Annotated in this window: 12 protein-coding genes and 1 pseudogene; 6 read left to right on the top strand and 7 right to left on the bottom strand. The window is 64.1% G+C overall.

Annotated elements, in window-relative coordinates; all coding sequences use genetic code 11:
• Positions 1-229: 229 nt before the first annotated feature.
• Positions 230-979 carry a hypothetical protein gene (locus FJ958_RS08785; protein ID WP_140741587.1) on the top strand — a complete coding sequence of 250 codons (750 nt, stop codon included), beginning with the start codon at positions 230-232 and terminating at the stop codon, positions 977-979.
• A gap of 465 nt (positions 980-1,444) precedes the next feature.
• On the opposite strand, the gene FJ958_RS08780 is transcribed toward FJ958_RS08785, so the two are convergent.
• The 3 genes and pseudogenes from FJ958_RS08780 to FJ958_RS08765 all read right to left on the bottom strand — a co-directional run bounded on the left by FJ958_RS08780 (position 1,445) and on the right by FJ958_RS08765 (position 3,675).
• On the bottom strand, positions 1,445-2,614 hold the full coding sequence (locus FJ958_RS08780) for a PLP-dependent aminotransferase family protein (protein WP_181176343.1): 1,170 nt from the start codon (positions 2,612-2,614) through the stop codon (positions 1,445-1,447).
• A 142-nt stretch (positions 2,615-2,756) separates the two neighbouring features.
• Positions 2,757-2,915, bottom strand: a pseudogene (locus FJ958_RS08775) (GNAT family N-acetyltransferase); the annotation flags it as partial.
• Between the two features lie 262 nt (positions 2,916-3,177).
• Complete coding sequence (locus FJ958_RS08765; RefSeq protein WP_246679553.1) at positions 3,178-3,675, bottom strand: hypothetical protein; 498 nt, start codon at positions 3,673-3,675, stop codon at positions 3,178-3,180.
• Between the two features lie 148 nt (positions 3,676-3,823).
• Between FJ958_RS08765 and FJ958_RS08760 the strand changes: the two genes are divergently transcribed.
• Positions 3,824-4,381 (top strand): DUF922 domain-containing Zn-dependent protease, encoded by a 558-nt coding sequence (locus FJ958_RS08760; RefSeq protein ID WP_140741795.1) that lies wholly within the window; start codon positions 3,824-3,826, stop codon positions 4,379-4,381.
• 44 nt (positions 4,382-4,425) lie between these two features.
• Here FJ958_RS08760 and FJ958_RS08755 read toward each other — a convergent pair whose 3' ends face one another.
• Complete coding sequence (locus FJ958_RS08755; RefSeq protein WP_140741583.1) at positions 4,426-5,958, bottom strand: acid phosphatase; 1,533 nt, start codon at positions 5,956-5,958, stop codon at positions 4,426-4,428.
• A 706-nt stretch (positions 5,959-6,664) separates the two neighbouring features.
• On the opposite strand from FJ958_RS08755, the gene FJ958_RS08750 reads away from it, so the two are divergent.
• Positions 6,665-7,921, top strand: coding sequence for a cytochrome c peroxidase (locus FJ958_RS08750; RefSeq protein ID WP_140741581.1), 1,257 nt, complete (start codon positions 6,665-6,667; stop codon positions 7,919-7,921).
• A gap of 98 nt (positions 7,922-8,019) precedes the next feature.
• Here FJ958_RS08750 and FJ958_RS08745 read toward each other — a convergent pair whose 3' ends face one another.
• Positions 8,020-8,724: an SDR family oxidoreductase gene (locus FJ958_RS08745; protein ID WP_140741579.1), complete on the bottom strand. Its 705-nt coding sequence runs from the start codon at positions 8,722-8,724 to the stop codon at positions 8,020-8,022.
• A gap of 245 nt (positions 8,725-8,969) precedes the next feature.
• On the opposite strand from FJ958_RS08745, the gene FJ958_RS08740 reads away from it, so the two are divergent.
• A complete protein-coding gene (locus FJ958_RS08740; protein ID WP_246679552.1) occupies positions 8,970-9,380 on the top strand; it encodes an SgcJ/EcaC family oxidoreductase in 411 nt (136 codons plus the stop codon).
• A gap of 57 nt (positions 9,381-9,437) precedes the next feature.
• On the opposite strand, the gene FJ958_RS08735 is transcribed toward FJ958_RS08740, so the two are convergent.
• Both FJ958_RS08735 and FJ958_RS08730 read right to left on the bottom strand, forming a co-directional pair.
• Positions 9,438-9,677 carry a hypothetical protein gene (locus tag FJ958_RS08735; RefSeq protein ID WP_140741577.1) on the bottom strand — a complete coding sequence of 80 codons (240 nt, stop codon included), beginning with the start codon at positions 9,675-9,677 and terminating at the stop codon, positions 9,438-9,440.
• Between the two features lie 91 nt (positions 9,678-9,768).
• Positions 9,769-10,386, bottom strand: a complete 618-nt coding sequence (locus FJ958_RS08730; protein WP_140741575.1) for an XRE family transcriptional regulator — start codon at positions 10,384-10,386, stop codon at positions 9,769-9,771.
• A gap of 136 nt (positions 10,387-10,522) precedes the next feature.
• Here FJ958_RS08730 and FJ958_RS08725 point away from each other — a divergent pair, with 136 nt between their 5' ends.
• Both FJ958_RS08725 and FJ958_RS08720 read left to right on the top strand, forming a co-directional pair.
• Entirely contained in the window at positions 10,523-11,656 is a 1,134-nt protein-coding gene (locus FJ958_RS08725) for an FAD-binding oxidoreductase (RefSeq protein WP_140741573.1), read from the top strand.
• Positions 11,657-11,705: 49 nt separating this feature from the next.
• Positions 11,706-13,310, top strand: a complete 1,605-nt coding sequence (locus tag FJ958_RS08720) for an ABC transporter substrate-binding protein (protein WP_140741571.1) — start codon at positions 11,706-11,708, stop codon at positions 13,308-13,310.
• Positions 13,311-13,414: the final 104 nt, after the last annotated feature.

The raw sequence follows: 13,414 nt of genomic DNA, 5'->3' as shown, positions 1-13,414 counted from the left end.
GGTCTACGTCACTCGAGAGTGCCGGCATCGTAGTACACGATAGCGGTTGTTCAGTAGAGGCCGTCTAGAGAAAAAGTAGTGCCCTGTCCACCTATCGCGACAAGTAGTGATATTAGACTTTTCTAATTAGCTCATTTTGCAAATATAAAGGTTTGCCAAATTCAATTAAGAAAGCCGTAACGCGGTGCGTATACTGATTGCGCGTCCGGGTGGCTATAGGGGATGGGTCATGGTCGAAGACAATATCTGGGCGGCTTCACTCGAAGTTTATATCCGCAACCGTAGATGGGTTCTTGGATACATCGTTTTGGCTGGCGCGCTGGCGGTGCTTGAAAGCTTCGTGAAAGTCAATTCGGGAACTTCAATCTTCGTCGGCGTAATGACGTCGACCTTCTTGGCTATTCCTGCTCACATCGCGGTTTTGACGCAGCTAGATACCGACCAGGTATCCAATTGGCTGAAGGAAAGGCCTAAGGCTTTTTTCAGTTTCGTAAGACGTTGCCTCTTGCTCGGCTTTCTCGGCGCGATAGCTCCCTTTGCGGTCGGGATTGCCATGGTCATCGGCGGCGTTCATGCGTCAGTCGCCCTGTTGGCGGCAATTCTTGTCTGGGTTTTTTCCGGCATCGCTGCGTTCGCAAAATGGGGTACGATGTTGCCTGCGGTCATTGCCGACGATGATCAAACACTTGCGGCTGCCGGCAAGCGTGGTTCCAAGGTGTTCGGCTATGCGTTTCCGCGTCTGCTCATCTCGTTCGGCCTGATCACTCTTCTATTCATAGTGGCGTTGATGCTGCTGTTCACTCTGCTGGGCATCGATCCCAAAAATCCAGGATCCCTGTCTCTGGTTCTGCCTGTCGTCGGCGCCACCATTACCGCCTATCAAATCGTCATGACGTCCCTCGTGTTGTCGCGCTCCTACCTCAGGGCGCAACCACCTGCGCCATCTACACGCCGGATGGCATTTGTGGTTGGCAGATAAGACCTCTCCATACACGCGCGCGCACCGGAGCATCGACCACCTCCAACTCATGGTCAGCGATCTCCATGTCAGCCGGCGGTTCTACAAGGGCCGCGATGCAGTTCCTGGATTTCCATGAAGACACCTCCTCGCAAGGCTCCGAATTTAAATTCGGACCGGGCGTCGTCAATACGCGCGGCGGTGTCAACTGACATGCCTTGCCCGGCTCCGCCGGATCTCTGGCAAGTTGGCCCTGCGCGGCGGCTGGCAAATTTCCGGACAGTGTCCGCCGCGCAGCGCCAGCCGCCTCACTTGGTGTTGGTCACCGAGGCGGGCCGGTAGTGTCCATGGTGGCGCGTTCAGGCACGAGCAAACCCCGGCGCGAGGGAAATGGCGGCACGCTGTCCTTCGTGCCATTCACCAGGCTCGAAGGCGGCAGCATCAAGGGCTCGCATAACGGCCCCTGAGGCCTCGGGCGCGGCGGGATTACCCCTTCAGCAGGGCCGCCAACCTTGGAATGCCCTCGGTCACCGCGCGGCGGTCGGCCAGCGTGAACGACAGCCGCAGCGTGTTGCGCCCGGTGCCGTCGGCATAAAAGGCGTTACCGGGCACGAAGGCGACGCGCGCCTCCTTCACCGACCGCGCCAGGAGCTCGGTGGCGTCGGCCCCCTCCGGCAGCGTCACCCAGACGAACATGCCGCCTTCCGGCCGGCTCCAGGTCACACCGTCGGGCATATTGGCCTCGAGCGCGGCAAGCAGGCCGTCGCGGCGCTCGCGATAGGCGCCGATCAGCTTTTCCACCTGGCCGTCGAACACGGATTCGGCGACGCGGTGCATGACCAGCTGGTTGATCGACGGGCTGTGCAGGTCCGACGCCTGCTTCATCAGCACCAGCTTCTCCACCACATGGCGCGGCGCGCACACCCAGCCGACGCGCATGCCCGGCGACAGGATCTTCGAGAACGAGCCGCAATAGAGCGTGCGCGCCTTGTCGATGCCGCCAGAGCGGGCGCAGTCGAGCGCCAGGATCGGCGGCACGCCCTCGCCGTCATAGCGCAGCGCGCGATAGGCGGCGTCCTCGATGACGGCGATGTCGAGTTCGCCGGCAAGGTCGAGCACGGCCTCGCGTTGCTTCCGGTCCAGCGTATTGCCGGTCGGGTTGGCGAAGTCGGGCACCAGATAGGCGAACTTGACCTTGCCGCCATTCGCGGCGGCCGCCGCGCGGTAGGCATCGGGCGTCATGTTGCCGCCTTCCGGCCGCAGCCGGTCATAGCGCGGCTCGTAGGCGTTGAAGGCCTGCAGCGCGCCGAGATAAGTCGGCCATGTCACCAGTGCGGTGTCGCCGGGCGACAGGAACAGTTTGCCGAGATAATCCAGCGCTTGCTGCGAGCCGGAGGTGATGAAGATGTTGGCCTCGTCGCAGGCGACGCCGAGCTTGCCCATCTGCCCGGCGAGCCAGCGCCGCAGCGGCAGATAGCCTTCCGAGACCTGGTATTGCAGCGCCGCCCCCGCCTCCGCGCCGCTGAGCACTTCGGCATAGGCATCGCGGATGGCATCGGCCGGAAACAGCGACGGATCGGGGATGCCGCCGGCGAAGGAGATGATATCAGGCTGGTCGAGCAGCTTCAGCAGTTCGCGGATTTCGGAAGCCTTCATGCGCGAGGAGCGCGAAGCCAAGAGGTTCAAAAGGGTCAAGACACGCCTCCCCGGACGTTTCGAATATAGGTCAACTTAGCTGACCTATATCCGCTCTTGCCGGCAAATTGAATAGAGCCTGAAAGAATTCCCGCATGCGCCAGTTGCGGTCGGCGCTGATGGCGGCGAAGGCATCGCGATAGCCCTGCGGCAGCGGCAACGACGCGTCCTCACGGGCAGCGCCCAGCGGGTCGTCGGCAAGCATGGCGACAATGGCTGGCAGGTCGGAGGCTTGCGCCTTGCGGAACTGGATGTCGGTCATGGTGGTGAGATACGGCCAGGTGGCGGCAACGGCAAGCGGAAGAGGGTTGGAGATCAAGGGCAAAGGCTTGCGCCGCCCCTCATCCGCCTGCCGGTACCTTCTCCCCGTATAGTGCCGGGGAGAAGGACGCTCTCGCCGCTGATTTCGCCAATTATCGACGCTGCGGAAAGGACACCGGGGTCGCGGCCGGCGTCTTTCTCCCCGTCACTATACGGGGAGAAATGTCCGGCAGGACAATGAGGGGCGGCGCGACTTTTCAGACTCAATCCGCGTCATCGGGCGGCTTGGCCTTGCCGCACTGCGCCAGCACCTTGCCTATTGCCCCGCCCGAGCCCTTCAGCGGAAAACTGTTCGCACCATACTTGTCCGCGCTCACGCTCACCTCGCCCTTCCCGCGCAACAGGTCGAGCAGCGGATCGGCCTTGGCCAGGTCCGCCACGAAATAATTGTACATGGCTTCGAGCTGCAGCGTCTTCGTCACCGTCTTGCCGTCGGCCTTGAAATCGAAGGCGGCGCTGATGCCGGGCTCCAGTTGCTGGCCGCTGGCGCCCAGATCATAGCTCAGCACCGGATTGTCGAAGCAGGTCAGCATCAGGCGCGCATCGCCTTTCGGCCCGCCGCAGACCGAGGCTGTCAGCACGCTGCCGCCCTCGTCTTCCTCCATCTTCGCGCTCCAGCCGCTGCACGGCGCGGCAAGAACCGGCTGCGCGGCCTGCAATACGGTCATGGCACAAACGAAGAAGAAATATCCTGCTCTCATGACTCCCTCCAAACATTTGCAGCACCCGCCGGCAGCATATAGGAAAAGCGGTCCGGTGACATTGGTTGTTGGGCAAGCCGTCCGGGCCGATTTGGAGAGAGTGGTGCCGACAAACCGTGTTCGTCTGCGTCTTTTGCCGGTCGCGCTGATGGCCTGGCCCCTGGCAGCCGCAGCGGCCGGCTGGAAGCCGGTCGAGAAGGTGGAGACGTATGCCATATCGGGCCAGTCGGGGCTGGAGCTCTACCGGTCGATCGGCGAGAACGGGCCGAATGTCGGCATTGCCCACGCCATCGCCCACACAAATTTCAAACTGACCTGGACCAGGGACTATCAGGCGCGTGGCGGGGCCTGCGTGCTGGTGTCGGCCAAGCCGAAGCTGATCATCACCTACACCTTGCCCAGTCCCACCGCGCCGCTGCCCTCAGCCGTCCAGAAGAACTGGGAGGTTTTCCTCGCCGGCGTCAGTGCCCATGAGAAGGTGCATGGCGCCAGCATTGTCGACATGGTGCGCAAGATCGAGGCGGCCACTGTCGGCCTCACGGTGCCGGATGATCCCCAATGCAGCAAGATCCGGACGGAGATGACCAGGCGCCTGTCCGAACTCTCGCAGGCGCAGCGGCAGTCCAGCCGCGATTTCGACCGCGTCGAACTCGGTCAGGGCGGCAATCTGCAGAAGCTCATTCTTGCCTTGGTCAATGGCGGCTGAGAGGGACCTTCGCGGCGCGATGGCCCCTTTTGCCTCGGCCGCCTCTACCGACTCAGGTCAAGCGCCGCGCTCAGATCACCCATCGGCGGCTCGCCATTCACGGCAAGCGCCTTGTCACGGGCGACGATACCGGAGAGCACCGGCAGGTCGTAGCGCGCCGTGATGAAGCGCAGGATCGACGTCGTGTCATACTGCGTGTGGTCGACCGTGCCCATCTTCGCATAGGGCGAGATGATGAAGGCCGGGACGCGGTTGCCCGGGCCCCAGCGATCGGCCTTGGGCGGCGCGACATGATCCCAGAAGCCGCCATTCTCGTCATAGGTGATGACCACCAGCATGTGGCTCCATTGCGGGCTCTTCTCCAGATGCGAAACGAGATCGGCAAGGTGCTGGTCGCCGCTCGCCACATCGGTGTAGCCGCCATGCTCGTTGAGGTTGCCCTGCGGCTTGTAGAAGGCGACGGCCGGCAGCTTGCCCTCGTCGATCGCCTTGATGAACTCGGCGCCCTCCATGCCGCCGTCCTTGAGATGCTCGGTCCGTGCCGCGGTGCCGGGCGCGTAGGCCGCGAAATAATTGAACGGCTGATGGTGGAACTGGAAATTCGGCACCGGCGTCGCGTTCTTGCCGTCGAGCGCTAGCTGCCAGGCACCGGCATACCAGGCCCAGTCGACGCCCTTCAGCGACAGGAGGTCGCCGATGGTGATGTCGTGCTGCGGCGGCAGCGTGGTCGGCTGCGCCGGGTCGGCAAGCGCCTTGTCGCCGCCTTCGACCGGCTTGTTGGCGCTCGGCTGATAGGGCGGCTGCATGGTGTTGACGGCATAAGAATCCGGCGTGATGGCGCCGTCATTGACGAATTTAGGCGCCCCGCCAAGCGCCGAGGCCGGTGAGTCGTCGGCGACCTTCAGTGTCTTGCCGTCGGCATCGACCACGGCGATCAGCCCCTTTCCCGGGCTGGTGTCGGCGTGAGGATAGAACGGCGCACAGGCGCAGGCGAGCTGGAAGTGGTTGAGGAAGGAGCCGCCGAAAGCGCCCTGGAAGAAATTGTCGGCGAGCACGTATTTCTTCGCCACCGCCCACATCGGCAGGCTGGAGCCGTCATAATGGCCCATCACAAGGCCGCCGGAATCGGCCCAGGCGGCGAACTTGTCGTTCTTGCCGCCATCGATCTGCATCTGCTCCTGATAAAAGCGGTGCCAGAGGTCGCGTGTGACGACCCCCATATTCTCGTTGAAGCCCTTGGGATCGTCGATCGAGAAGACGGCATTCGCGAGATGGGCGGTCTGGGCCTCCGTCATCGCCGGCGTCACGCCCTTGCCGGTCAGCCCGCCCCAGGCCGGCGGCAGTTCCGCGAGCGGCTTGCCGTCACGATCGAGCTGGCGCGCCTGGTCAGCCGAGACGTTGGCTAGCCCATCGGCGCCGGGAAAGCCACCATAAAGATTATCGAAGCTGCGGTTCTCGGCATAGATGACGACGACGGTGTCGATCTTGTCGTAGCCGGGAGGGGCGGCGTGGGCCGCGCCAGCGAACGATGCCAACGCCGTCGAGGTGAGGCAGAGCGAGAGGAAGGACCTGATCATGGAGACGCCTCGTGGCTGGAGAATGGCTGGAGGAATTCTTCGACGCTAGGACCGGTGCTTGTCAGCTTTGTGACAGGGCAAGGATCATGCAAGGAGGCACGAAGAAGCTGGCGGGACAGCGCCCCTCTATTCTGCCGGACATCTTCCCGCAGGGGCACGGCAATCGCATATGGAAAGCCGAGGCTTTCGCCCTACGAGTACCCCTACCCCTAAGCCTCCCCACCGAGTGCAGGGCTATCGCATATGGGGCCAAGGCTTTCGCCCTACGAGTACCCCCACCCCTAACTTGCCGGGGCGAGCCACGGGTCTCGCCCGTCCTTCGGACCCCCACAAGGGGGAGGGAGACTTCCGTTGACGCCGATCCTGGCAAATTGAGCATGTTTTCGATCCCAAGGCGTAGGTAAAGGTGCGCGCGGCAGCATTCCCTCCCCCTTGTGGGGAGGGAATGCTGCCGCGTGGCTAGTTGATCATATTCAGCGCCGAACTTGGAAGTTGTCGAGATCGGCGTTTACGAGATTCCCCTCCCCTTGTGGGGAGGGGTTAGGGGTGGGGGTATTCGTAGGGCGACGCCATATGCGATTGCCCTGCTTGCGGGGGAGATGCCCGGCAGGACAGAGGGGAAGGAACGCTACCGATAGGCGCGCACGGTCATCAAGCCGTAGCAATGCCGATCCCAGATTGACGGACCAGAAACGGACCAGCCGAGATGCCAGTCGCACAATGGAAGAACCGCGCCGTCGCCGCTTCGCTATTGGCCATCGCCGCGATCTCCTCCGCAAACATCGTCCGCGCTGGCGCCGGCAGCGTCCACCCCGGTCCATTGTCACGCGCCGAGGCGTTCCAACGAGCCAACGCGCTGACCGCGCTTGGTCGGAAGATGTTCTTCGACCCATCGCTGTCGGCGTCGGGCAAGCAGGCCTGCTCGTCCTGCCATGACCCGCGCCACGCCTTCGGCCCGGCCTCGGCCGCGCCGATCGAGATGGGCGGGCCGAACTTGGACCGGCCGGGCGTCCGCGCCGTGCCGTCGCTGCGCTACCTGCAGGCGGCGCCCGCCTTCACCGCGCATTTCCACGATTCCGAGGATGAGGGCGACGAGAGCGTCGACAATGGTCCAACCGGCGGCCTGACCTGGGACGGCCGCACCGATCACGGCGAGGATCAGGCGAAGATCCCCCTGCTCTCGCCTTTCGAGATGGCCAACAAGGATGAAGCCGCCATCACCGCCGCCTTGCGCAAGGCCGCCTATGCCGCCGAATTCGAGGCCGCCTTCGGCAACGATGTGTTCGACCATCCCGGCGATGCCTTCGCCGCCGCCGCCGAGGCGCTCGGCACTTTCGAGCAGAGTGCCGCCGACTTCTATCCCTATTCCAGCCGCTACGACGCCTTCCTCGCCGGCAAGGCGCGGCTCACGGCGCAGGAACTGCGCGGCCGGGCACTGTTCGAGGACGAGGCCAAGGGCAATTGCGCCAGCTGCCATCTCAGCGAGCCCGCCAATAACGGCGAGCCGCCGCAATTCACCGATTTCGGCCTGATCGCCATAGCCGTGCCGCGCAATCCGACCATTCCGGCGAATGCCGACCCCGCCTACGCCGATCTCGGCCTGTGCGGCCCGCTGCGCACCGATTTCAAGGGCCGGACGGAGTATTGCGGCCTGTTCGAGACGCCGACGCTGCGCAATGTCGCGCTGCGCCAGAGCTTCTTCCACAATGGCCGTTTCCACACGCTGCGCGAAGCGGTGGCCTTCTACGCCAGCCGCGACACCGATCCGGGCCGCTGGTATCCAAGGAACGCCGACGGGACCGTCAACAAATATGACGACCTGCCAAAGGTTTATTGGCCAAACCTCAACCAGGATCCGCCCTTCAACGGCAAAATGCCCGGCGACAAGCCGGCGCTGACCGATGCCGAGATCGACGACATCGTCGCCTTTCTCGGCACGCTGACCGACGCCGACCAGCGGTGACGCCCTTGCCTTCTCCCCTTGAGGGAGAGGAGATCCCTACTGCCCTACTGCCCTACTGCCCTACTGCCCTACTGCCCTACTGCCCTACCGCCCTGCCGTCACAGCGCCCGAATAATACCCCCATCCACGCGGATGTTCTGGCCGGTGATGTAGCCGGCGCCGTCCGAGGCGAGGAAGGCGATGGTCGCGGCGATCTCTTCCGACGTGCCGTAGCGCTGCATCGGCACGCTGTCGCGGCGCTCCTCGGTGGCCGGCAGACTGTCGATCCAGCCGGGCAGCACATTGTTCATGCGCACATTGTCGGCGGCATAGGTGTTGGCGAAGATCTTGGTGTAGGCGGCAAGGCCGGCGCGGAACACGGCGGAGGTCGGGAACATCGCGTTCGGCTCGGCGACCCAGGCCGTCGAGATGTTGATGATGGCGCCGCCCTTCTGCTTGACCATGTGTGGCGCCACGATGCGCACCGGCCTGATGACGTTGAGCAGATAGACATCCATGCCGGTGTGCCATTGCTCGTCGGTGATGTCCAGGATCGGCGCGCGCGGGCCGTGGCCGCCGCTGTTGACCAGCACGTCGATGCGGCCGTAGCGCTCCAGCGTCAGGTCGGCGAGGCGCCGCAGATCGTCGTTCGACTGGTTGGAACCGGTGACGCCGAGCCCGCCCAACTCCTTGGCCAGCGCCTCGCCCTTGCCCGACGACGACAGGATGGCGACCTTGAACCCGTCGGCCGCCAGCCGCTTCGCCGCCGCCGCCCCCATGCCGCTGCCGCCAGCCACCACAACAGCCACTTTTTCTACGCTCATCCTGTTTCCTCTCGGGTTGGATACTGCAACCGGCATTGCCGGCGGCAAGGGCACGGGTATAGCCGGTTTCGCCGGCCAGTTCGAACCGGAAAGACTGAATTCAGGCTGCAGAAAAACTCAACACATCCGGCGCCACCGGCCAGCCCTGAGCGAGCCGGGCAACAACAGCCTTTATTGCTGATCTCCGGGGCCGCCCTATCTTTGCCCTCGCCGATTCCCGAACTCACCCGGCCAGGCACCAATCGTTGTCCCAGCTTGCGGAGGACTATCCGATGAATGAAGACGAGAAAGCCATCAGGCAGGTGGTCGACACCTGGATGACGGCCAGCAAGAACGGTGACACGACGACCGTTCTCTCGCTCATGACCGATGACGTGGTCTTCATGGTTCCCGGCCGGGAGCCGTTCGGCAAGGCGGCTTTCGCCAAGGCCTCGCAAGGCATGGCCGACGCGAAGATCGACGGGACGAGCGAGATCCTCGAACTGCAATTGCTCGGGGACTGGGCCTTTATCCGCAACCGCATCGAAATGAGCATCACCTCGCCGGATGGCAGCGCCCATCGGTCGGGATACACCCTGACGCTGCTGCGCAAGGAGAAGGACGGCCAATGGCGTCTCGCGCGCGATGCGAACCTTCTTGCGACGAAAAAGGAATAGTCCAGCATCGACAAGCACGTATCCGGCATCGATAGCCGGATCACCTCCGCTGAAATGTCAGCGCCGGCCGCTGTCGGTGTCCAGCAGCAAGGCCAGATGACGCGCCGCCGCGCTCTCGAGGATCAATTCTTCAAGTTCGAAGTCGGTCAGTCCGGTCTGTACCAGCTTGCGAATGGCCTCGATTGCACACGAGAGCGAGACGGGTGCCACCTTGCCCTGATCGTCCAGGTAGCGACCGATTTCGATGACTGCGTCGGCATCGACATTCCTGGGCAATTCTCGCACAGCCACCCCCATTCGGTTCGCCGACGAAATAATAGCGCCGATTCGTTGTCCGCCGCATCATCCGTATGAATTCCAAAATGCCGCCCCCCCGAATAGGAAGCCCCTACCCATCCACCGTCTCCAGCACGCTCAGCAGCGTGCCTTCCATGTCCGGCTCTTCGCCGGAGCAAACGCACAACACTTCGGCGTCCTCCTCACTGACCGACAGGTAGGCATGCCCCATGGTGGAATCGATGTAGACGCTCTCGCCTTGCTTGAGCCGCACCGGCGCATACTGGTCGGTGTGCAGTTCGATCTCGCCCTTGAGCACGATCAGGAATTCCTCGCCGGCATGCCGGGTCAGCGGCCCGAACTCTTCGGGCGTGCGGGCGCGCGCATAGGCATGGATCGGCACCATGCGTTTGCGCACCAGGTCGGTGGCGAGATAGCGGTAGTCGTAGTTGCGGGTGAGTTGGCGCAGCGTGTTGGACTGTGACGTCACCGAGCGGCGGGTGCGCGCCGCCGGTTGCTTGCGGTCGCCGCTGAGCAGCTCCGTCACATGGATGCCGAGCCCCTCGCAGATCTGCAAGAGCTTGTCATAGCTGAGCGACATCTGGTCGTTCTCGACCTTGGACAGCGTCGACACCGCGACGCCGGTCAGCGCGCTGACTTCCTGCAAGGTCCAGCCATGCGTTTTCCTCAAGGCGCGCAGACAATCACCGAGGTTCGGTTGCTCCGACATTGTCAGCTCCATGGCGCGGCCACGAGGCCGCCTGTTCACCCTAGGTAGTCCAACTCCCCGCCACCATCAACAATGCCAACAATTTTCTTATACGCTAAATATTGACTGGATACGAAATTATTTTTACGACTGGTGGATGCAGTCGAATTCTCGCAGAAAGATCGTCGTTATCGGCGGCGGCATCGCCGGCCTGTCAGTGGCTGCCGCGGTGGCGGACTGGGCCGATGTTACCGTCATCGAGCGCGAGCCGCATCTCGGCTACCACGCCAGCGGCCGCTCCGCCGCTTTGTTCACCGAGACCTACGGCAACCGGGTCGTGCGCGGGCTGACGCTCGCCAGCCGGCAGCGAATAGTCGAGGGCGGCTTCGTCGCCCATCGGCGCGGCGCGCTGCATGTCGGCTGGAGCGGCGACGGCGACGCCATCGACAGGCTGGCCGGCGAATTACAGGCGCTGGTGCCAAGCGTGCGCCGCCTGTCGGCGGCCGAACTCCACGCGCTGGTTCCGGTCATTGCCGCCGAGGCCACCTGCGGCGGCGTCTACGAGCCGGACGCGGTGGATGTCGACACGGGCAAGATGCTGGGGTCAAGCGCCTCGGCGCTGAAAGCCGGCGGCGGCATCATCCGCACCGGCGAGGAGGTCCGCGCCATCTCGCCCGACGGCGGCGGCCTGCGGGTGGAGACGAATGCCGGTGTCTATACGGCCGAGATCGTCGTCAACGCCGCCGGCGCCTGGGTCGATGTCGTCGCCGGCATGGCGGGGCTCTCCGGCCTCGGTTTCCAGCCGAAACGGCGCACCGCCTTCCTGTTCGACCCGCCCGCCGGCATGGACATATCCGGCTGGCCGCTGGTGGTCGACCTGCACGAGCAGTTCTACTTCAAGCCCGACGCCGGCAGGCTGATCGGCTCGCTCGCCGATGAAACCGATAGCGAGCCTTGCGACGCCTACCCTGAAGACATCGACGTCGCCATCGCCGTCGACCGCATCGAGCAGGCGACGTCGATGCGCATCGGCCGCCCGTCGACGCCGTGGGCGGGCCTGCGCACCTTCGCGCCCGACCGCACGCCGGTCGCCGGCTTCGACCCGCGCCTGCCCGGCTTCTTCTGGCTCGGCGGCCAGGGCGGCTATGGCTTCCAGGTATCGCTGACGCTGGCGAGGCTGAGCTCGGCGCTGATGCGCGGCCAACCCTTGCCGGGGGATGTCACGGCCCTTGGCGTCACCGCGGCCGCGCTGGCGCCCGACCGCTTCCTTGTTCCGGCGGCGACCCCATGAAGTTCAAGCCCTTCCCTCAACCCGTAAAGTGTCATCAGGAGCGTTTGCGATGAAATCCACCGTTCTGCGCGCAGTCCTTCTTGCCTCGTCGGTTCTGGCCGCCTCGATGCTTGCCGGGCAAGCCGATGCCAAGACGCTCGTCTATTGCTCCGAAGCAAATCCCGAGACCTTCAACCCGGCGATCGGCATCGCCGATTCCACCATGGACGCCGCCGCCAAGACGATCTTCAATCGGCTGGTCGAGTTCAAGCCGGGCACGACCGAGGTCGGGCCGGCGCTGGCCGAAAGCTGGGATGTCTCGCCCGACGGCAAGACCTACACCTTCCACCTTCGCCACGGCGTGAAGTTCCAGTCGAACGAGCACTTTACGCCGACGCGCGACTTCAACGCCGACGACGTGCTCTACACGTTCAACCGCCAGCGCGATGCCGCCAATCCCTATCACAAGCTCGGCGGCGGCGCTTACGAGTATTTCAACGCACTCGGCATGGGCACGCTGATCGACAAGATAGACAAGGTCGACGAATATACCGTGCGCTTCACGCTGACCGCGCCCAACGTCACCTTCCTGGCCGGGCTGGCGCTCGACTATCTCTCCATTCTGTCGCTGGAGCAGACGCAGAAGATGGTCGCGGCCGGCACGCCGGAGCTGATCGACAGCATGCCGGTCGGCACCGGGCCGTTCGTGCTTCAGGCCTATGTGCCCGACAGCCAGGTCCGCTACGCCGCCAACCAGGACTACTGGCGCGGCGCGCCGAAGATCGACACACTGGTCTTCGCCATCACGCCGGAGCCGACAACCCGCGTCGAGCGCATCAAGGCCAACGAATGCCAGGTTGCCGCCCCGCCGCCGCCAAGCGCTGTCGCCGACCTGCGCAATGATCCCGACATCACGGTGCTCGACCTCAAGGGCCAGAACATCGGCATCCTCGGCTTCAATGTCGAACACCAGCCGCTGGGCGACAAGCGCGTGCGCACCGCACTGGCCAAGGCCATCGACCGCAAGGCGATCGTCGAGGCCGTCTATGCCGGCGCCGGCACCGTGGCCGGCAGCGTCGTGCCGCCGGCGCAGCTCGGCGCCGTCACCGATGCCGGCATCGACTATGATCCCGACGGCGCCAAAAAACTGCTGAAGGAAGCCGGCCACGAGAGCGGCCTCAAGGTCAGCCTCTGGGCGATGCCTGTGTCGCGCCCCTACAATCCCAACGCCAAGCGCATGGCCGAGATGATCCAGTCCGACTGGGCGAAAATCGGTGTCCAGTCCGAGATCGTCAGCTTCGAATGGGGCGAGTATCTGAAGCGCACCGCGGCGGGCGAACAGGACGCGTTCCTGCTCGGTGGCAGCAGCGACAATGGCGATCCCGACAACATGCTGAGCTATCTCCTGTCCTGCGACGGCGTGAAGGGCGGCTCCAACCGCTCGCGCTGGTGCGACAAGGATTTCGAGAAACTGCTCGACGAAGGCCGCGTCGCCGCCGACCCGAAAGAGCGCGCCGCGATTTACGAGAAGGCGCAGGCGATCCTCAAGGAAGAAGTGCCGGTGGCGCCGATCGCCCATTCGGTGGTGGCGATCCCGATCCGCAAGAGCGTGCTCAACTACGTGCTCGACCCCTTCGGCCGGCAGAATTTCGCCGCCGTCGACATGGCGGAGTAGGTTCTGGCTCCCCTTCTCCCCCTCAGGGAGAAGGTGTCGCCGAAGGCGACGGATGAGGGGTGTTCCAGCTTGGCACCACCCGCACTCCGTCCAGCACCTCTCAA

Source organism: Mesorhizobium sp. B2-3-5, from assembly GCF_006442395.1.
GTDB lineage: Bacteria > Pseudomonadota > Alphaproteobacteria > Rhizobiales > Rhizobiaceae > Mesorhizobium.
Note: the sequence above shows the minus strand (reverse complement) of the source record. Positions and strands in the feature narration are given on the sequence as shown.